We start from the raw sequence: 21487 nt of genomic DNA on the forward strand, positions 1-21487 counted from the left end.
GTGCTGCTGGGCGCTGACGACGCCGTGCTGCGCCCGGCCATCCTGTGGAACGACGGCCGCAGCCACGCCGAGTGCGACGAGCTGACGGCCGCCGCGCCGCGCCTGCACGACATCGCCGGCAACCTCGCCATGCCCGGCTTCACCGCGCCGAAGCTGCTGTGGGTCAAGAAGCACGAGCCCGAAGTCTTCGAGCGCGTGTCCAGCGTGCTGCTGCCCAAGGACTGGCTGCGCCTGCAGCTGACCGGCGACAAGGTCTCCGACCCGTCGGACGCCGCCGGCACCCTGTGGCTGGACGTGGCMCGGCGCGACTGGTCCGACGAACTGCTCGGCGCCTGCGGCCTGACGCGCGCGCAAATGCCGCGCCTGGTCGAGAGCAGCCAGCCCAGCGGCGTGCTCAAGCCCGAACTCGCCAAGGCCTGGGGCCTGGGCGCGGAGGTGGTCGTCGCCGGTGGCGCCGGCGACAACGCGGCCAGCGCCATCGGCATCGGCGCCACGCAGCCSGGTGATGGCTTCATCTCGCTGGGCACCTCGGGCGTGCTCTTCGTCGTCAACGACCGCTACCGGCCCAACCCGGCCTCGGCCGTGCATGCCTTCTGCCATGCGCTTCCCGCACGCTGGCACCAGATGAGCGTGATGCTGTCGGCCGCCAGTTGCCTGCGCTGGTTCTGCCAGCTCGTCGGCGCCGATGAAACCACCTTGCTGGCTGAACTTTCATCAAATGACAGCGCAGTCAGCACCTCAGACCACGCGCCGATCTTCCTGCCCTACCTGGCCGGCGAGCGCACGCCGCACAACGACCCGTTTGCAGCCGGCGTCTTCCATGGCCTGAAGGCGCAGACGAATCGCGCCGACTGCACCTATGCCGTGCTCGARGGCGTSGCCTTCGGGCTGGCCGAYGGGCTGGACGCGCTGCGRGCSGCRGGCACCSAGGTSCACCAGCTGTCGCTGGTGGGCGGCGGCTCRCGCAGCCRYTTCTGGGCCCAGCTGATCGCCGACGCACTCCAGGTCGACRTCGTCCTGCACACCGGCAGCGAAGCCGGCGGCGCGCTCGGCGCGGCACGCCTGGGCTGGTTGGCCACCGGGGGTGCTGTCGAGACCGTCTGCACCCGCCCGCCCGTGGCGGCCCTCTTYTCTCCCGACCCCGAACGCCATGCCCGCCTGGCYCCCCGCCTGGCGCGTTTCCGTGACCTCTACCGCCGCCTGCGCGGTGCCTGACCCCCGAGTTATGACGAGCTATTTCCACGCCATCGCCCCCATCCGTTTCGAGGGCGCCGACAGCCAGAGCGAGCTGGCCTTCAAGCACTACGACAAGGACCGCATCGTCCTGGGCCAGCGCATGGAGGACCACCTGCGCTTTGCCGTGTGCTACTGGCACAACTTCGTCTGGACCGGCCTGGACCCGTTCGGCGGCGCCACCTTCGAGCGCCCCTGGTTCCAGGGCGGCAGCCCGATGGAGCTGGCCAAGCTCAAGGCCGACGCGGCCTTCGAGTTCTTTGCCAAGCTCGGCGCGCCCTACTACTGCTTCCATGACCGCGACGTCGCCCCGGAAGGCGCCACGCCGCGCGAGAGCCACGAGAACTTCCTGCGCATGGTCGACGTGCTCGGCGAGAAGCAGCAGGCCACGGGCTTGAAGCTGCTGTGGGGCACGGCCAATCTGTTCAGCCACCGCCGCTTCATGAGCGGCGCGGCCAGCAACCCCAACCCCGAGCTGTTCGCCATGGCCGCGCTGCAGGTGCGCGACGCGATGGACGCGACGCTGAAGCTCGGCGGCGAGAACTACGTGCTGTGGGGCGGCCGCGAGGGCTATGAGACGCTCTTGAACACGCGCCTGGGCCAGGAGCTGGACCAGCTCGGCCGCTTCCTGAACATGGTGGTTGAGTACAAGCACAAGATCGGCTTCAAGGGCGCCATCCTCATCGAGCCCAAGCCGCGCGAGCCGTCCAAGCACCAGTACGACTTCGATACCGCGACCGTCTACGGCTTCCTGGTCCGCTACGGCCTGGAGAAGGAAGTGAAGGTCAACATCGAGGCCAACCACGCCACGCTGTCGGGCCACAGCTTCGAGCATGAGATCGCCACGGCCGGGGCGCTGGGCATCCTGGGCAGCCTGGACATGAACCGCGGTGACCCGCAGCTGGGCTGGGACACCGACCAGTTCCCCAACAACGTGCCGGAGACGGCCATCGCGCTGTACCACGTCATCCAGGCCGGCGGGCTGGGCTCGGGCGGGCTGAACTTCGACGCCAAGGTGCGCCGCCAGTCCATCGATGCCGAAGACCTGTTCCACGGCCACATCGGCGGCATGGACGTGTGCGCGCAGGCGCTGCTGATCGCCGAGAAGATGGTCAACGACGGCCGCCTGAAGGCCGCCGTGGACAGCCGCTACGCCGGCTGGGACGCGCCCGCCGGGCAGGACATCCTCAACGGCCGGCGTTCGCTGACCGAACTCGCCGACCAGGTGCTCGCCGCCAACACCGACGTGGCGCCCGTGTCCGGCCGCCAGGAAGTCTTCGAGAACCTGGTCAACCGCTTCTGCGGCTGACCGCCGATCACCGATTCACCCCCGCCCAACACACCCGAGCCGACACGCTGCCCATGACGAACACCCTCGCTCAAAAGCCATGCGCCTGTCGACCTGGGCGATGTTGATTTCCTTGCTTCCCCGAACCAGCAGTACGACACGGGCCTAGAGCCCTACGACAACGAGAGGAGACAAAGTGACACATCACCATCCCCGCCGAACCGCTGTATCCCTTGCCGCCGCCCAGGCCGCCCTGCTCTGCAGCGGCATGGCGATGGCGCAGACCGCGCCGGCCCCCGCCGCCGCCGCATCCGCACCCACCACCAACCTGGAAACCGTCGTCGTCAGCGGCCGCCGAGCGGCGCTCGAATCGGCACAGAAGATCAAACAGAATTCCGACGAGATCGTCGATTCGATCGTGGCCGACGACATCGGCAAGCTGCCCGACCGTTCCGTCACCGAAGTGCTGCAGCGCATCGTCGGCGTGACGATCGAGCGCACCATGGCTCGCAACGACCCCGAGCACTACTCGGTGGAAGGTTCCGGCGTCAACATCCGCGGCCTGTCCTACGTGCGTTCCGAAATGAACGGCCGGGACACCTTCTCCGCCAACGGCGGCCGCGCACTTAATTTCGAAGACGTGCCGCCCGAGCTGATGGCCGGCATCGACGTCTACAAAAACCCGTCGGCCGAACAGATCGAGGGCGCTGTCGGCGGCCTCGTCAACCTGCGCACGGCGCTGCCTTTCGACTACCAGGGCTTCAAGGGCTCGGTCACCGTGCAGGAGGCCTACACCAGCCTCAACCGCAAGAAGAAGCCGTCCGCCAGCGGCCTGCTGGCCAACAGCTGGGACACCGACTTCGGCCGTTTCGGTGCATTGCTGAACGTCGCCAGCTCCAAGAGCGCGACACGCTCCGACTTCTTCCAGATCGAACCTTATTACCCCCGCACCGATGCCGTGGCCGGCCAGCCGCCCGGCACCTATCTGTGGGTGCCCAAGGGCGCGCAATGGCGCACGCTGGAGTTCGAACGCAAGCGCGACGGCCTGTACGGCGCCTTGCAGTGGAAGAAGGGCGACATCGACAGCTCGTTCACGTACTTCCAGTCCAAGTACCGCATGCAGTGGGACGAGCAGGCCATCTTTGCAGGCACCGACCCCTACCTGATCGTCGTCAACAACGGCAAGTTCAATGACCAGGGCGCCCTGGTCTCGGGCACGCTGACCAACAGGGACGGGTCGCTGCTGAACTTCAACGACGACACCCGCACGGCCACCCGCAACTCCAAGACGGAAGACTTCGGCTGGCGCGTGAACTGGAAGGCGAATGACCGCTGGAGCTTCACGTCCGACCTGCAGTACGTGAAGGCTTCCACCCGCAGCCTGGACTCCACCGTCGCGACCGGCGTCGGCATGCAGAAGGAAGTCCTGGACCTGAGCGGCAGCACGCCCAGCCTGAGCTTCGACGCGGCCGACCGTGCCTACCTCGCGGACCCGAAGAACTACTACTGGAGCTTCACGATGGAGCACCTGGACCGCGGCATCGGGACGCAGAAGAGCTGGAAGGGCGATGCCAAGTACCGCTTCGAACACCCGGTGCTACAGGACCTGCGCTTCGGCCTTCGCTTAACGGACCGCGTGGCCAAGAGCTCGACGAACCCGTCCGGCTACCACTGGCAGGCCATCTCCGCGCCCTGGACGACCGGTGGCCCGGCGTACCTGAGCGACTACCCCGGCGGCACCACCACCAACACCTTCAACAACTTCTTCGGCGGCAAAGTACCAAATCCGCCGTCGGTCGTCTTCCCGTCGGTTGCCCAGGCCGCCGGCTTCCCGGCTTCCTACTCCGTGCTGCACAAGTACGGCGCCGACAATTGCGTGGCCAAGCAGACTGCGGCCGGCCTCAGCACCGACGCCTGCAGCCAGTGGCCGTTCGCCTTCACACCGGAAGGACTGGGCAGTGACCTCAACCAGGACATCAAGAACGGCAGCGGCAACCAGCAGGGCGAGAAGACCCAGGCTGCCTACGGCCAGCTGCGCTTCGGTTTCGAGGAATGGAATGTGCCGGTCGACGGCAACGTGGGCGTACGGGTCGTGCGGACGCAGAACAGCGCCCTCGGCTACACCTCCTTTGCCGGTACCGAGCAGGCCAAGCTCGGCCTTGGCGGCGTGCCGGTGTCCAACATCCCGGCATACCAGAAGTTTGAGACCTTCAAGAACAGCTACACGGACGTTCTGCCCAGCCTGAACCTGAAGTTGCAGGCCGCGCAGGATCTGCAGTTCCGTTTCGCCCTCGCCAAGGCCATTTCGCGCCCCGACTTCGACAGGCTGCAGGCGAGCACCACGCTGGGCCAGACGATCAACACCACCGGCACCACGGTCACCAGCGTCACGCAGACCGGCTCGGCCAAGGGCAATCCGATGTTGCTGCCGACCCGCTCGACGCAGGCCGACCTGACGGGCGAGTGGTACTTCAGCCGCGTGGGCTCGCTGACGGCGGCGGTCTTCCACAAGGACCTGAAGGACATCGTCATCAACAAGACGTCGACCTTCCGCCTGCCCGATGTCAGCGGCAACCTGCAGGACTTCCAGGTCACGAGCCCGGTCAACGGCGCCAACGGCAAGATCAACGGCATCGAGCTGGCCTTCCAGACCTACTTCGACAAGCTGCCGGGCTGGCTCTCGGGCTTTGGCGTGCAGGGCAACGTGACCTACGTCGACAGCAAGAGCAAGTTGAACACCCCGGTCAGCTCGATGTATTGCAGCGGTGGCAACTCGGCGGACAACTTCGTCCTGAACCTGAACGGCTGCGACACCGACGGCCGCCAGTTCGGCAACCTGCCGTTGCAAGGCCTGTCGCGCAAGGCTTTCAACCTCCAGCTGATGTATGACCAAGGCCCGCTGTCCGCACGCCTGGCCTACAGCTGGCGCTCGCGCTACCTGCAGGCCGTCAACGTGAACGGCACGCAGGGCACGGACGGCCTGGTGACCGACCCGAGCAGCCCCAACCTCGGCCAGAGGAACGTGGCCTGGGGCCTGCCGGTCTGGGCTGAAAGCTATGGCCAGCTGGACGGCAGCGTGTCGTACAAGCTGCTCGACGACAAGCTGTCACTTGGCCTGGAGGCGCAGAACCTCAACTCCGCCCGCCAGCGCCAGCTGATGCAGCAGCATGTCGGCTACATGACCCGTGGTCTGTTCTACACCGGCCCTCGCTACGTGGTCACGGCGCGCTACACGTTCTGACCTTGGTTTGCGCCCGGCGGTCCGCAGGATCGCCGGGCGCCTGGAATCCCGATGAAAAGAAACGCACTTCTCTCGGCGGTGCTGGCCGGCTTGCTCTTCCTGCAAGCCGCCGGTGCCGCCGAGGCGCCCCGCCTCGTCGAGCGCGACGGCCGCCACGCACTGCTGGTGGATGGCAAGCCCTTCCTGATGCTGGGCGCGCAGGCGCACAACTCCAGCAACTACCCCGGCGCGCTCAAGCCCGTCTGGGACGCGGCCAAGGACGTCAAGGCCAACACCGTGCTGATGCCGGTGGCCTGGGAGCAGGTCGAGCCCGAGGAAGGAAAATTCGACTTCAGCTTCGTCGACACGCTCGTCAAGGAGGCGCGCCGACAGAAGCAGCGCCTGGTGATCCTGTGGTTCGCCACCTGGAAGAACACCAGCGCCCAGTACACGCCCGCCTGGGTCAAGCTCGACCCCAAGCGCTTCCCCTTCAACGTCGACCGCGAAGGCAAGTCCAACTACAGCCTCAGCCCCTTCGGCACCGAGACGCTCAAGGCCGACAAGCGCGCCTTCGTCGCGCTGATGGCGCATCTCAAGAAGATCGACTCGGCCGAGCGCACCGTGCTGATGGTGCAGGTCGAGAATGAAGTCGGCACCTATGGCCTGGTGCGCGACTTCGGCAAGGTGGCCGAGGCGGCCTTCGCGCAGCCCGTGCCCGCCGCCGTGCTGGCACGCAAGAAAGCCGCCGTGCCGGGCGCTGCAAGCGGCAACTGGCGCGCCGTCTACGGCGACTACGCCGACGAGTATTTCCACGCCTGGGCCATCGCCCGCTACATCGGCGACATCGCCGCGGCCGGCAAAGCCGTCTACGACCTGCCGATGTACGTCAACAACGCGCTGCGCAACCCGCTGGACCAGCCGCCCAAGCCCTGGAACAAGGACTTCGCCAGTGGCGGCCCGACCTGGGACGTCATCGACATCTACAAGGCCGCGGCACCCGCGCTCGACATCGTCGCGCCCGACATCTATCGGCCCGAGTCCGAGCAGGTGAACGCCAACCTGCGCCTGTTCCAGCGCGTCGACAACGCGCTGTGGGTGCCCGAGATCGGCAACGCGGCCATCTACGCGCGCTACCTCTACCCCGTCCTCGGGCACGGCGCCCTCGGCGTGGCGCCGTTCGGCATCGACTACTTCAACTACAGCAACTTCCCGCTCGGCTCCACATCGACCGACCGCGAGATGGTCGAGCCCTTCGCTCGCGTCTTCAAGATGTTCGCCCCGATCCAGCGGCAATGGGCGCAATGGGCCTTTGATGGCCGCACGCGTGGCGCCGCCGAGAGCGATGACCGCAAGCCGCAGCTGCTGGAGTTCCCCGGCTGGGTCGCGAAGCTGAGCTATCGCGAATGGCAGTTCGGCGAGACCAGCTGGAAGATGACCGACAAGTTCCCCGCTGGCACCGAGCAACCCGGCGGCGGCGTCGCTATCGCGCAGATCGGCGACGACGAATTCCTCGTCATCGGCCAACGCACCCGCGTGCGGATGGAGGCGGCGCCGGGCCAGAACGGCTTCATGCTGCGCACCGAGCAGGGCCGCTTCGACGACCAGGGGCGCTGGGTCATGGAGCGCGTCTGGAACGGCGACCAGGTCGACTACGGCCTGAACCTCCCCGCCGAGCCCGTCATGCTCAAGGTCAAGATGGGCCGCCCGCGCTGAGCCTATGAAGCAGAGCCTCCGATCACTGCGGGCCGCTGCAACGCTGCTCGCCTGCTGCCTCGCCCTGCCGCTGCAGGCGGGCGAGCTGGTGCTGCGCTACGACCGCCCCGCAGCCGACACGGCCCAGGGCTGGGAGCAGCAGGCCCTGCCGATCGGCAACGGCCGCATCGGCGCCATGCTGTTCGGCCAGGTCGCCCGCGACCGGCTGCAGTTCAACGACATCACGCTGTGGACGGGTGATGCCCAGGCGCTGGGCGCCTATCAGGCGTTTGGCGACGTGGTGCTCGAACTCGACGGCGCCGACGCGCCCGTGGCCGACTACCGCCGCCAGCTCGACCTGCAGCACGCCCGGCACCGCCTGAGCTACCGCCAGGCCGGCGCCGGCTTCACGCGCGAAACCCTGGCCAGCCAGCCGGCCCAGGTCATCGCCTGGCGCCTCAGCGCCGACCAGCCGGGCCGCTACAACGGCCGCATCACGCTGGCCGACCGGCACGGCGCGGCGCTCTCCGCGGCGGGCGCCGCCCTCACCGCCACCGGCCGCCTGCCCAACGGCCTGGCCTATGCGAGCCAGCTGCGCGTCGTGCCGGAAGGCGGCTCGGTGACGGTGGACGGCAACACCCTGGTGTTCCGCGGCTGCGACGCGCTGACTGTCGTCCTCGGCGCCGGCACCAGCCATGCCGACGGCCGGGTCGACGGCCCGGCGCCGCTGCCACGCGTGCAGGCCCAGGTCGCCGCGGCCGCCGCCAAATCCTGGCCGGCGCTGCAGGCGGAGCACGAGGCCGACGTCAAAGGCCTGCTCGGCCGCGTGCAGTTGGACCTCGGCACCAGCCCGCCCGAGCGCCGGGCGCTGACGACCGACGCCCGCCTGGCCGCCTACACCCGGGACGGCGGCGACCCCGAGCTGGAGGCGCTGTACTTCCAATACGGCCGCTACCTGCTGGTCTCCAGCTCGCGCGATTCCCTGCCGGCCAACCTGCAGGGCCTGTGGAACGACAGCCTCACGCCGCCATGGAATGCGGACTATCACAGCAACATCAACCTGCAGATGAACTACTGGCCGGCCGAGCCGACCAACCTGGCAGAGACGGCGCAGCCCTTGCACCGTTTCGTGCAGAACCTGATCCCCGCCTGGCGCCGGCCTGTCGCCGAACGCGCCGCGCTGGCACTGAAAGACCCGAAGGCCCTGCCGCCCGAGACACCCCCGTGGGACAACTCGGTGCAGCCCCCCATCGAGACCTTCGTGACGGCTGCGGGCAAGCCCATGCGCGGCTGGGCGCTGCGCACCGCGACCAATCCTTTCGGCGCCCAGACCTACCTCTGGAACATGACCGGCAACGCCTGGTATGCCCGCCACTTCTGGGAGCACTACGCCTTCACACAGGACAAGGCCTTCCTGCGTGACGTGGCCTGGCCGGTGCTGAAGGAAGTCGGCGAGTTCTGGGAAGACCGGCTGAAGGCAACGGCTGACGGCAAGCTGGTGGCACCCAACGGCTGGTCGCCCGAGCACGGCCCCATCCAGGACGGCGTCGCCTACGACCAGCAGATCCTGTGGGACCACTTCGACAACATGGTGCAGGCCGCCGACGCGCTCGGCGACCGTGCCGCGCGCGACCATGCCGCCTCGCTGCGCGACCGCCTCGCCGGCCCGCGTGTGGGCAGCTGGGGCCAGTTGCTGGAATGGCAGGCCGAGCTCAAGGACGCTGTGCTGGACACGCCCAAGGACACGCACCGCCACGTCTCGCACCTGTTCGCGCTCTTCCCCGGCCGGCAGATTTCTCCGGCGCGCACGCCCGAGCTGGCCGCAGCGGCGCGCAAGACGCTGGAGGCCCGCGGCGACGTCAGCACCGGCTGGTCCATGGCCTGGAAGATGGCCTATTGGGCGCGGTTGCGCGACGGCGACCATGCGCACACGCTGCTGCGCGGCCTGCTGGCCACGCCGGGTGCCCGGGCCGCCCGCGCCGGTGGTGAGGTGAACCAGGGCGGCACCTACCCCAACCTCTTCGACACCCACCCGCCCTTCCAGATCGACGGCAATTTCGGCGCGACCGCCGCGATCGCCGAGATGCTGGTGCAATCGCAGGACGGCGTCATCGACCTGCTGCCCGCGTTGCCTGCGACCTGGCCGCAAGGCTCGGTCAAGGGCCTGCGCGCCCGCGGCGGCTTCGAGGTCGACATCGCCTGGGCAAACGGTCGCATCAAGAGCGCCACCGTACGCTCGGTGGCCGGCGCGGGCGGCGGCCGCGTTCGCATCGGCGAGCGCGTCGTCGCACTGAAGCTCAAGCCCGGCCAGTCGCGCACGCTGTCGTCCCAAGACTTGCTCTGATGATGAATCGCTTCCTGCTCGCTTTCGCTGCCCTGCTCCCAATGACAGCGCAGTCATTGGATCTGGACGTCGGCCGCCCCGCCAAGGGTTGGCAGATCGCCGTCACCGATTTCGAGGGCGAGGCCAAGCTCGTCGGCGACCGCGTCACCGTGCCAAAGCCCGCCAACCCACGCGTGCCGGACAGCCACGTCGCGGCCCGCCGTAGCGCTGACGGTGCGCTGACGCTGCAGTTCAGCAACTCCTGGATCGCCCAGGCCCGCTGGCAGGACGGCCCGCCGCTGGACCTGCGGCCCTATCTGGCCGAAGGCACCGTCGAATTCGACTTGAATGTCATCGATCTCGCCCATGGTGGCATGAAGTTCAAGCTGGGTTGCGGCAATGGCCGTGGACGCCCCCAAAGCCGGGCTGCGCCCAGCCCACCCCCCGAGGGGGCCAAGGAAACTTGGGACGGCCCGGCGTTTCCTTGCGAGCGCAAGATCCCCTTCCTGTTCGCCGGCCGAGAGCTGATCGGCAAAGGCCGTCAGCACCTGTCCTTTGCGTTGAAGTGCTTCTGGCGCGAGGGCGACGATTTCAGCGCCGTCAACGTGCCCTTCGCGCTGGAAGGCACGGGCAACGGCGAGCTGCAGATTGCCCACCTGCGCATCAACAAAAATGGCAAGGCGACCACCGCCTGCCCCGACTACCGCACCCAGTCCGTCACGCCCGAACGGCTGCAGGAATCCTGGGCCGCGGACTGGTGGCTGCCGCGCCATGAACAGAAGCTCGCCGAGATCAAGGCTCATCGCGAAGCGGGCCGGCGCGTGGACCTCGTCTTCCTTGGCGACTCCATCACACAGGGTTGGGAGAACGAAGGCAAGGCTGCGTGGGCAACGCATTTTGCGAAGCACAACGCCGTCGCCCTAGGCTTTGGCGGCGACCGCACCGAAAACCTGCTGTGGCGACTGCAGCATGGCGAGCTGGACGGCATGGCGCCGAAGGCGGTCGTCATGATGATCGGCACCAACAACACCGGCGACCGGCTGGAAGACCCGGCCTTCACGGTGGCTGGTATCCAGAAGAACCTCGACGAGATCCGCAAGCGCCAGCCCCTGGCCAAGGTGCTGCTGCTGGCCCTGTTCCCACGCGGCGAGAAGCCCGACGACCTGACCCGCAGGCACAACGACAGGATCAATGCGCTGCTGCCCGCGTTGGCCGATGGCCGCCGGATCGTCTTCCTGGACATCGGCCGCGCGCTCGCGAATCCGGACGGCACACTCTCCAAAGACATCCTGCCCGACTGGCTGCACCTCAGCCCGCAAGGCTATGAAATATGGGCTCGCAGCCTGACAGCGACCCTGACCCCGTGGCTGACGCCCTGACGGCCGAGCACTCTCCCTCTCCTGGATCGCTATGACTGCCTCTAGCTCCTCCGATTTCATCCGCGGCATCGTCGCAACCGCCCCATTGCCGCAGGATGGCTCCTTGACAGACAACCTCACCTTGACCTACTCCAGCCCCTTCCCTGCCGACTTCCTCTTCGGCGTTGCCGCCGCCGCGCCGCAGATCGAGGGCGCGGCCTTCGAGGACGGCAAGGGCGAATCCATCTGGGACCGCTTCTGCCGCCAGCCCGGCAAGGTGCATGACGGCGACACCCTGGACGTCGCCTGCGACCACTACCACCGCTTCGACGCGGACTTCGCGCTGATGGCGTCGCTGGGGCTCAAGCACTACCGCCTGTCCCTGGCCTGGCCGCGCATCTACCCGAACGGCGACGGTGAGCTGAACCAGGCCGGCCTGGACTTCTATCACCGCCTCTTCGCCAGCATGAAGAAACACGGCATCGAGCCCTGGGTGACGCTCTTCCACTGGGACCTGCCGCAGGCGCTGGAAGACCGCGGCGGCTGGACGTCGCGCGTGACAGTGGACGCCTTCGGTCGCTATGCCGACACGGTCGTCAAGGCCTTCGGCGGCGTCGTCAAGCACTGGATCACGATGAACGAGATCCGCTGCTTCACCGAACTGGCCTATCGCTGGGGCACCAAGGCGCCGGGCCGCACCGAGAGTGCCGCTGTCGTCAACCAGACCTTCCACCACGCGCTGCTGTGCCACGGCCACGGCGTGCGCGCGGTGCGCGAGTTCGGCGGCGCGGGTGCGGTCGTCGGCCTGACGGACAACCTGGACGTCTGCATTCCCGTCACCGAGACGCCGGCCGACATCGCCGCGGCCAAGGCTTGGTTCCTGGAGAAGAACGCCCATGTGCTGGGCGCCATGCATGCCGGCCATTACTCGGCCGACTACCTCGACCGCGTCGGCGCCGACGCCCCACAGGTCCAGCCCGGTGACTTCGACCTCATCAGCCTGCCGACCGACCACCTGGGCCTGAACATCTACACCGGCACCTATGTGCGCGCCGGCAAGGACGGCGCCGCTTTCGAGGCCCTGCCCAACCCGGTCAACTACCCGCGCGCCGACAGCCCCTGGCTGCGACTGGTGCCGCAGTCCATCTACTGGGCGACGCGCCTGGCCGCCGAGTGCTACGGCCACACCTCGCTCTACATCACCGAGAACGGCTGCGGCTACAACGACGAGCCGGTCGTGAACGGCGAGGTGCTGGACCTGCACCGCCGCGACTTCCTGCGCAGCCACCTGCGCGAAGCCCACCGCGCCATCGGCGACGGCGTGCCGCTGAAGGGCTACTTCCTGTGGAGCTTCATCGACAACTACGAGTGGGAGGACGGCTACCAGCGGCGCTTTGGCATCGTGCATTGCGACTACGAGACGCAGGTGCGCACCCCGAAGCTGTCGGCGCTCTATTACGCCGATGTGATCCGCGAACGTCGCATCCTCTGAAATGAAGCGGGTCCTATATTCCCTCGCACCGCGGCGGGCCTTCGCCCCACGTGCGGCCTACCGAGGACCATCCAGATGACTTCCTTTCGCCCCCTGCGCCGCCGCCAACTCTTCGCCGCCGCCGCGTTGCCCGCGCTGGCCACAGCTTCGCTGGCCGCCACGCCACAGCGCCGCAGCGCACCAGGCGTACTGACTTACGAAAGCCCCTTCCCCGCCGACTTCGTCTTCGGCGTCGCCGCGGCCTCCGCCCAGCTCGAGGGTGCGGCCTTCGAGGACGGCAAGGGCGAGTCGGTATGGGACCGCTTCAGCCGCATCCCCGGCAAGGTCCACAACGGCGACACGCCCGACGTCGCCTGCGACCACTACCACCGCTTCGACGAGGACTTCGCGCTGATGGCCTCGCTGGGGTTCAAGACCTACCGCCTGTCCATCGCCTGGCCACGCATCTACCCGAACGGCGATGGCGCGCTCAACCAGAAGGGGCTGGACTTCTATCACCGCCTCTTTGCCAGCATGAAGAAGCACGGCATCGAGCCGTGGGTGACGCTCTTCCACTGGGACCTGCCGCAAGCGCTGGAAGACCGCGGCGGCTGGACCTCCCGCGTCACCGTCGACGCCTTTGCGAAATATGCCGACACCGTCGTCAAGGCCTTCGCCGGGGAGGTGAAGCACTGGATCACGTTGAATGAGATCGTCTGCTTCACCTTGTTTGGCTACGGCACCGGCGGCAAGGCTCCGGGCCGCAAGGAAAGCGCCAAGGTCGTCAACCAGACCTATCACCACGCGCTGCTCTGCCATGGTCATGGCGTGCGTGCCGTGCGCAAGTTCGGTGGCGCTGGCGCCGTCGTCGGCCTGACCGACAACTGCGGCGTGCCCGTGCCCGTGACGGAAACGCCGGCCGACATCGCCGCCGCCAAGGCCTGGTTCGTCGACCGGAACGCCCAGGTGCTGGGCGCCATCCATGCCGGCAAGTACACCGCGAACTTCCTGGCGCACGTCGGTGCGGATGCGCCCGACGTGCGGCCCGGCGACTTCGACCTCATCAGCCTGCCGACCGACTTCCTGGGCCTGAACATCTACAGCGGCACCTATGTGCGCGCCGGCAAGAACGGCGCCGCCTACGAGGCCCTGCCCCACCCCGTCAACTACCCGCGCGCCGACAGCACCTGGCTGCGCCTGGTGCCGCAGTCCATCTACTGGGGCACGCGCTTCAGCCATGAGGTCTACGGCCACCAGGCGCTCTACATCACCGAGAACGGCTGCGGCTACGACGAGGAGCCGGTCGTCAACGGCGAGGTGCTGGACCTGCATCGCCGCGACTACCTGCGCAGCCACCTGCGCGAGGCCCACCGCGTCATCGCCGCCGGCGTGCCGCTGAAGGGCTACTTCCTGTGGTCCTTCATCGACAACTACGAGTGGGAAGACGGCTACCAGCGCCGTTTCGGCATCGTGCATTGCGACTTCAAGACGCAGGTCCGCACGCCCAAGCTGTCGGCGCGCTATTACGCCGAAGTCATCAAGACGAGAAGAATCCTGTGAGATGGAGCCCCTCGTCCAAGGCGTACCTTGGCCGGTCTTGCAGACCGCGCTGCGCCTTGCGCCGCAGCCCTTCGGCAGGCACATCCCGCCCACCGGGCGCGATGTGTCCGGCCTCAGCCCCCGCGGGGACGGCGATGCTCGCGGCGTTGAGCCGCGAGCACATCGCCAAACGCGGGCCGGCTTGGGAGCGGCCCGGCGCTCGGTCCGCAAATTCTGGACACTGAAATGAATCCGCAAACCCTGACTCTGAACGTGGCGCAAGCCGTACCGCCTGCCGACCGCCTGCCCATGCGGCAGAAGATCGGCTTCGGCCTGGGCTCCATCCTCGACATGTGGGGCCACTGGCTCTACCCGTCGCTGGCCTACCAAGTCTTCAACATCTTCCTCGGCGTGGCCCCTGGCCTGATCTCGACGGTGCAGATGATCAAGATCTTCATCGACGCCGGCTCGGACGCGGTATTCGGCTGGATCTCCGACAACACGCGCACCCGCTACGGTAGGCGGCGGCCCTTCATCCTCGTCGGCGGCATCCTGGCCGGCATCGGCCTGCCGCTGATGTTCGCCGTCGGCAAGGGCTGGACCGACACGCAGTACTTCATCTTCATGCTGGTCAGCATGGTGATCTACGTGCCGGTGATGAGCTGCTTCAACATGCCCTGGAGCAGCCTGGGCGCGGAGATGACGCCGGACTATCACGAGCGCACCACCGTCATGGCGATCCGCAACGCCATCCAGAAGGGTCCGGAGCTGGCGATGTTCTTCGCCGCCCAGTTCACGACGCTGGCGATCTTCAATGACGCGAGCACCGGCAAGCCCGACCTCCTGCGCGGCGCCCAGACCTACTGCGCCATCCTTGGCGCCATCATGGTGGCCGTGTCCATCGCCATCTTCCTGCTGGTGCGCGAGCGCTACTACGAGAAGCTGGTGGCGCGCACGCAGACCCACATCCCCTTCGCCGACACGCTGTGGCGCACGCTGCGCTGCAAGCCCTTCCGCCACGTGCTGGGCATGATGCTGGCCTATGGCATGGGCACGGCCATGGTCGGCACCCTGGGCTACTACGCCACCATCTACTACGTCTGCCAGGGCGACATCGTGCAGGGCGCCAAGTGGAACACCGCCATGGGCCTGGCGGGCATGGCCTTCGGCTTTGCTGGCATCCCCTTCTTCGCGTGGATCGCGCGCCGCCACGGCAAGCGTGCCGGCCTGGCGACGGTGCTGCTGCTGGCCATGTGCGCCTTCATCGGCGACTGGTGGCTGTACAACCCCGCGCTGCCTTACCTGCAGCTGCTGGCCTGCGGCTTCGTCGCCTTCACGGGCGCGGGCTTCTGGACGCTCTACAACGCCACGCTCGGCGACGTGGTCGACTATGACGAGCTCCAGACCGGCCAACGCCGCGAAGGTTCGTTCTCGGCCTGCCAGTCGTGGATCTCCAAGGTCGGCATGGCCATCGGCTGGGGCGCGTCGGGCTGGATCCTGCAGTTCACGGGCTTTGACGCCAAGCTGGAGGGCGCACAAGACCCGAATGCCATCTTCATGATCCGCATCCTGCTGTCCAGCATCCCGGTCATCGGCCTGGTGCTGGCCCTGGTGTCGCTGCTGCGCTTCGAGCTGACCGAGCAGCGCATGGCCGAGATCCGCGTGCAGCTGGAAGCCACGCGGGGCCGCGTATGACGCCGGCACGCACCGATTCACTGAAAACATCAAGCCCGAAAACATCCATCGCTGAAGTCATGCGCAACTACAAATCTCCCTTGAACGGTTTCAACGCACTCTGGTTTGCCTCCTGTCTGGCATTGAGCACCTTCGCTCACGCGGCGGAACCCACGAATCGGGCTCAGGATTTCGAATGGAAATCCAGCGAGCCGCTGGTCAGGCCGCCGGCCGACGCAAAGCACATCTTTGGCGTCAAGGACCCCTCCATCGTCTATCACGACGGCCGCTACCACGTCTTCATGACCACGGCGGGGACGAATGGCTGGGGCATGGCCTACGCGAGCTTTGCCCGCTGGGAGGACGCACCCAATGCGCCTCTGTTCATGCTCGACAAGTCCCCCATCGGGCCTGGCTACCGCGCCGCACCCCAGGTCTTCTACTTCGCGCCGCAGAAGCTCTGGTATCTGATCTACCAGGGCGGCGACCCGCTGTATTCCACGACCAAGGACATCAACGATCCCCGCTCATGGACGGCACCGCAGCCCTTCTACAAGACCATCCCGGAGAGCGTGAAGGACGACAAGGGCCAGGCGACCTGGCTGGACTTCTGGAACATCTGTGACGACAAGAAGTGCCACCTCTTCTTCACAGGCGACAACGGTAGCTTCTACCGCGGCGAGACGACGATCGAGCGCTTCCCCCAGGGCTTCTCCGAGCCGGTCGTCGTCATGAAAGAAAAGCGCGACGACATGTTCGAGGCGAGCAACACCTACAAGATCGCCGGCACCAACCAGTACCTGACGCTGATCGAGGCCATGCGGCCAGGCGGCCGGTATTTCCGGGCCTGGACCGCTGATCGCCTGGACGGCAAGTGGCAGCCCGTTCCCGGCGCCGAGATGAACAGGTTCGCCGGCGCTGACAACGTCAAGTTCAACGGCCGGATCTGGTCCGAAGGCGTATCCCATGGAGAAATGATCCGCGACGGTGTCGACCAGACGCTGACCATCGACCCCTGCAAGCCGCTGCAGTTCCTCTTCCAGGGCCTGGACATGGAAAAGGGCAAGAAGTACGACTACATCGAACTGCCCTATCGGCTGGGGCTGATCACCGCCACGGCCCCGAATGCCATCAGCGCAATGTGCTCGAAGTGAACGACCGCGTTGCCGCGCCCACTGCAAGCGCCTGATTCGAACAACATTCCTGGAGACATCGATGTGGACTCGCCGTGCGTTTCCCGCCATCCTGGCCGGCACTGCGGCCGGCTCAAGCACGCTTGCCCGCGCGTCGACGACGGATGCCACGCCCGGATCTCGTAGTTTCGCCTTTGGCATCGAAGGTCAGCGCAAGGCCGACCTGGGCAATGGGACCTATCTGAATCCCATCGTGCCAGGCGACCACGCCGACCCGACCATCCTGAAGGACGGTGCCGACTACTGGATGACGTTCTCGTCCTTCCAGTCCTATCCGGGCGCCGTCATCTGGCACTCCCAGGACCTGGTGAACTGGACGCCCGTCACCGCGGCCCTGCATCAGCCCATCGGCACCGTCTGGGCGATGGACCTGATCAAACATCAGGGCCGCTACTTCATCTACATCCCGGTGCTGCAGGACGCCGGCACCGGCGTCTATGTCATCCACGCCGACGACATCCGCGGGCCATGGAGCGCGCCCATCGATCTGAAAATCCCCGGCTGCATCGACCCCGGCCATGTCGTGGGTGAGGACGGACGGCGCTACCTCTTCGTCAACGGCGGCCGCCGCGTGCGGCTCAAGGACGATGGCCTCGCCACCGACGGCGCGTTGGAGAACAACGCCTGGACACCCTGGCAATACCCCAAGGACTGGGTCGTCGAGATGTTCGCGCCCGAGGGGCCCAAGCTGCTCAGGCGTGGCGAGTGGTTCTATCTGATCTCCGCCGTCGGCGGCACGGCGGGGCCGCCCACCAGCCATATGGTCACCGTGGCGCGCTCACGCTCGGTCCACGGGCCCTGGGAGGACTGCCCGCAAAACCCTATCGTGCGCACGAAGAGCGCCGGCGAGCCCTGGTGGTCGCGCGGCCACGCCAGCCTCGTCGAAGGGCCGGCGGGGGACTGGTGGATGGTCTATCACGGCTACGAGAACGGCATGCGCACGCTGGGCCGCCAGGCGCTGCTGGAGCCCGTCGAGTGGACCCAGGACGGCTGGCCGCGCGCCAAGGGCGGCACGCTGGACAAGCCCCTGCCCAAGCCGCGCGGTGGCAAACGCGGCCCCGCGGGCTTCGCGCTGTCCGACGATTTCTCCAGCGGCAAGCTGGGCCTGCAATGGGCCTTCCATGCGCCAGGGCCCGATGAAGCCAAGCGCCTGCGCTTTGATGAGAAGGCCCTGACCATCCGCGGCAAAGGCAAGGCCCTGCCCGACTCCTCGCCGTTGACCTGTGCCTGCGGCGACCGCAGCTACGAGGTCAGTGTTGAGCTGGAGATCATCGGCGACGGCCATGGTGGCCTGGCGCTGTTCTACGAGGAGCGCGGCCACGTCGGCCTCGGCTTCAGCACCACGCAGATGCTGACCTATGGCTATGGCCAGGAGCACTCGTGGATGCGAGAGAACATGGCCACCCGCCATGTGCACATCCGCCTCGTCAACCGCGAGAACGTCATCACTTGGCACACCTCGCACGACGCTGGCAAGAGCTGGAAACAGCATTCCTGGCAGATGGAGGTCTCCGGCCTGCATCACAACGTGTTCGGCGGCTTCGTCAGCCTGCGGCCTGCGCTGTTCAGCGCCGGCGCCGGTGAGGTGCGCGCCCGCAACTTCGTCTACAGAGGACTCCCGACATGACTTCACTCCGCTCCCTGCGCCGCCGCCAGTTGCTGGCCGCCACCGCCCTGCCCCTGGTTGCCCCCATGACGCTTGCCGCACCGCAACAGCGCCGCATCGTGCTCGACTTGGCTCAGGCCAAGGAGCCGCTGGACCGCTTCTTCGACCACTGCGTCGGCGCCGACTACCCCGGCACGACTTACCGCCCCGATGCGCTCGCGCAGCTGAAGACCGCGGTCGATGAACTGGGATTCCGCTACCTGCGCTTCCACGCCATCTTCCACGACGCGTTCAAGACGGTGACACGCGACGCCGCGGGCAAGCTGGTGTTCGATTTCACCGGCATCGACAAGCTCTACGACGCGATGCTGGCCCGGCGCATCAAGCCCTTCGTCGAACTGGGCTTCACGCCGTTGGCGCTGAAGACCTCGGACAACAAGATCTTCTACTGGCAGGGCAACACCTCCCACCCCGAGCCCGCCGGTTGGGTGGCGCTCATCGACGCCTTCATCCGCCACCTGCTGGAGCGCTACGGCGCGGCTGAGGTGCACGACTGGTACTTCGAGGTCTGGAACGAACCCAACCTCGACGGCTTCTGGGAGAAGGCCGATCAAAAGGCCTACTTCGACCTCTACACCCGCACCGCCAAGGCGATCAAGGCCGTCAGCCCGCTGCTGCGCGTGGGCGGCCCGTCCACGGCCGGCGCGGCCTGGGTGCCCGAGTTCCTGGCCCACGCCAAGGTCACCAACACGCCGGTGGACTTCATCACGACGCACACCTATGGCGTCGATGAAGGCTTCCTCGACGAGTTCGGCAAGGAAGACCGGAAACTGTCAAAGTCGCCCGACGCCATCGTCGGTGACGTGCGGCGCGTGCGCAAGGAGATCGAAGCCTCGCACCTGCCGGGCCTGCCGCTGTTCTTCACCGAGTGGAGCAGCAGCTACAACCCGCGCGACCTGGTGCACGACTCGTACATGAGCGCGCCCTATGTGCTGAGCAAGCTGAAAGCTTCGCAAGGACTCGCCCAGCACATGAGCTACTGGGTCTACAGCGACCTGTTCGAGGAACCCGGTCCGCCGGACGCGCCCTTCCACGGCGGCTTCGGCCTGATGACGCGTGAAGGCATCCGCAAGCCGGTGTGGTTCGCCTACCGCTACCTCGCCGCACTGCAGGGCAAGGAAGTGCCGACCAGTGACCCCTCCACCTGGGCCGCGACCGACGGCGACCAGCTGCAAGCCATCGTCTGGGACTGGCGCCAGCCCGACCAGACGGCCAGCAACCGCAGCTTCTTCGGCAAGCCGCAGCCGGCCCGGGACGCGGGCAGCGCGACCGTCGAACTGCGCCATCTGGCACCCGGCCGCTACCAGCTCACGCAGCGCCGTACCGGTTTCGAGGTCAACGACGCCCACACCGCCTACCTGAAAATGGGCTCGCCGAAGAACCTCGATGCCAAGCAGCTCGCCACGCTGCAGGGGCTGACGACCGACAAGCCGGAAGTGCAGCGCGAACTCCAGGTCGGCGCCAATGGCTCGGCCACGGTGACGCTGAAACTCCGCAGCCACGACGTCGTGCTGCTGAGCCTGAGCAAGATGGCGCCATGAAGCGGCGCGAGGCCGTACTGGGCCTTGCGGCCGGCCTGGCGGGCTGCGGCGGAGGTGGCGGCGCAGCGGTGAGCGCGGCACCGTCACCCGCACCCGCACCCGCGCCGGCCCCCGCCCCGGGCGGCTCGCCCTATCCCGACTACAACATCGCGCCCGCGGCGGCCGACACCACCGGCATGGCCGACTCGGCCGTGCAGGCCGCGCAGAAGATGCGCACCGGCCTGAACATCGGCAACACGCTGGAAGCGATGGGCGGCAAGAGCGAGACCTATTGGGGCAACCCCAAGATCACGCGCGACTTCGTGCAGTTCATCAAGACCAGCGGCTTCAACGCCGTCCGGCTGCCGACCTCCTGGGATCAGTACGCCGATGCGACGACCGCCAGGATCGACCCTGCCTGGCTGGCCCGCGTCAAGGAGGTCGTCCAGTACTGCATCGACGCCGACCTCCACGTCATCGTCAACATCCACTGGGACGGCGGCTGGCTGGAGGAGCACTGCACGCCCGACAGGCAGGTCGCCAACAACCACAAGCAGCGGGCCTTCTGGCAGCAGATCGCGACCCAACTGCGCGACTTCGACGGGCGGCTGCTGTTTGCCAGCGCCAACGAGCCCAACGTCAAGACGGCCGAACAGATGGCCGTGCTGATGAGCTACCACCAGACCTTCATCGACACCGTGCGCGCCACCGGCGGCCGCAATGCCCGGCGCAACCTGGTCGTGCAAGGGCCGTCGACCGATGTGGAGCTCACCAAACAGCTGATGACGGGCTGGCCGATGGACACGACCAGCGGCCGGCTGATGGCGGAGATCCACTACTACACACCGTGGAACTTCGCCGGCATGACCAAGGACGAAACCTGGGGCAACCAGTTCTTCTACTGGGGCCAGGGCAACCACTCCACCACCGATACCGCCCACAACCCCACCTGGGGCGAGGAGGACGCGGTGGACAGCCTGCTCGGCTCGATGAAGACGCGCTTCGTCGACAAGGGCATTCCCGTCATCGTCGGCGAGTTCGGCGCCCAGCACCGCACCACGCTGACCGGCGAGGCGCTGCGGCTGCACGAGGCCAGCCGCGCCTACTTTTGCAAGACCGTGGCGCAGAGGGCCCGCGCCTTCGGCCTGGTGCCGTTCTACTGGGACACGGGCTCGCTGCTGGATCGCAGCCGCAACGTCGTGCTGGACGCCAAAGTGCTGGACGCGTTGACGGGGTGACCCCATGACCCTGCCCGTCACGGGACGCCGACGCCGCCATCCCGTGAGGGCGGCGCTTCAGCTCAAGGTGTA

The 21487-nt window shown here is 67.2% G+C and carries 13 protein-coding genes; all 13 read left to right on the forward strand.

Translation table 11 applies throughout. The features are described 5' to 3' along the window. A partial coding sequence (xylB, locus tag AC1DW0_RS26530; RefSeq protein WP_477948985.1) for a xylulokinase occupies nt 1–1215 on the forward strand: 1215 nt, incomplete at its 5' end. Between the two features lie 10 nt (nt 1216–1225). Next, entirely contained in the window at nt 1226–2542 is a 1317-nt protein-coding gene (xylA, locus tag AC1DW0_RS26535; protein WP_477948987.1) for a xylose isomerase, read from the forward strand. A 175-nt stretch (nt 2543–2717) separates the two neighbouring features. Further along, nucleotides 2718–5762 carry a TonB-dependent receptor gene (locus tag AC1DW0_RS26540; RefSeq protein ID WP_457356488.1) on the forward strand — a complete coding sequence of 1015 codons (3045 nt, stop codon included), beginning with the start codon at nt 2718–2720 and terminating at the stop codon, nt 5760–5762. Nucleotides 5763–5813: 51 nt separating this feature from the next. Continuing rightward, nucleotides 5814–7454, forward strand: a complete 1641-nt coding sequence (locus AC1DW0_RS26545; protein ID WP_457356487.1) for a DUF5597 domain-containing protein — start codon at nt 5814–5816, stop codon at nt 7452–7454. Between the two features lie 4 nt (nt 7455–7458). Further along, nucleotides 7459–9777: a glycoside hydrolase family 95 protein gene (locus AC1DW0_RS26550; protein WP_477948990.1), complete on the forward strand. Its 2319-nt coding sequence runs from the start codon at nt 7459–7461 to the stop codon at nt 9775–9777. Between the two features lie 41 nt (nt 9778–9818). Next, entirely contained in the window at nt 9819–11135 is a 1317-nt protein-coding gene (locus tag AC1DW0_RS26555; protein WP_477948992.1) for a GDSL-type esterase/lipase family protein, read from the forward strand. A gap of 103 nt (nt 11136–11238) precedes the next feature. Next, nucleotides 11239–12606: a GH1 family beta-glucosidase gene (locus AC1DW0_RS26560; RefSeq protein ID WP_477948994.1), complete on the forward strand. Its 1368-nt coding sequence runs from the start codon at nt 11239–11241 to the stop codon at nt 12604–12606. Nucleotides 12607–12681: 75 nt separating this feature from the next. Next, nucleotides 12682–14145 (forward strand): GH1 family beta-glucosidase, encoded by a 1464-nt coding sequence (locus AC1DW0_RS26565; RefSeq protein ID WP_477948996.1) that lies wholly within the window; start codon nt 12682–12684, stop codon nt 14143–14145. Nucleotides 14146–14370: 225 nt separating this feature from the next. Further along, nucleotides 14371–15819, forward strand: a complete 1449-nt coding sequence (locus AC1DW0_RS26570) for an MFS transporter (protein WP_457391291.1) — start codon at nt 14371–14373, stop codon at nt 15817–15819. Between the two features lie 122 nt (nt 15820–15941). Continuing rightward, complete coding sequence (locus AC1DW0_RS26575; protein ID WP_477948999.1) at nt 15942–16952, forward strand: glycoside hydrolase family 62 protein; 1011 nt, start codon at nt 15942–15944, stop codon at nt 16950–16952. Between the two features lie 61 nt (nt 16953–17013). Next, the gene (locus AC1DW0_RS26580) at nt 17014–18618 is read left to right on the forward strand and encodes a family 43 glycosylhydrolase (RefSeq protein WP_477949001.1); all 1605 of its coding nucleotides are present in this window, start codon (nt 17014–17016) and stop codon (nt 18616–18618) included. Continuing rightward, nucleotides 18615–20198 (forward strand): GH39 family glycosyl hydrolase, encoded by a 1584-nt coding sequence (locus AC1DW0_RS26585; RefSeq protein ID WP_477949003.1) that lies wholly within the window; start codon nt 18615–18617, stop codon nt 20196–20198. The genes AC1DW0_RS26580 and AC1DW0_RS26585 overlap by 4 nt, the downstream gene beginning before the upstream one ends. Next, a complete protein-coding gene (locus AC1DW0_RS26590) occupies nt 20195–21415 on the forward strand; it encodes a glycoside hydrolase family 5 protein (protein WP_477949005.1) in 1221 nt (406 codons plus the stop codon). The genes AC1DW0_RS26585 and AC1DW0_RS26590 overlap by 4 nt, the downstream gene beginning before the upstream one ends. The last annotated feature ends 72 nt before the right edge of the window (nt 21416–21487 follow it).

The sequence above is a fragment of the Roseateles sp. P4_D2 genome (assembly GCF_056401875.1).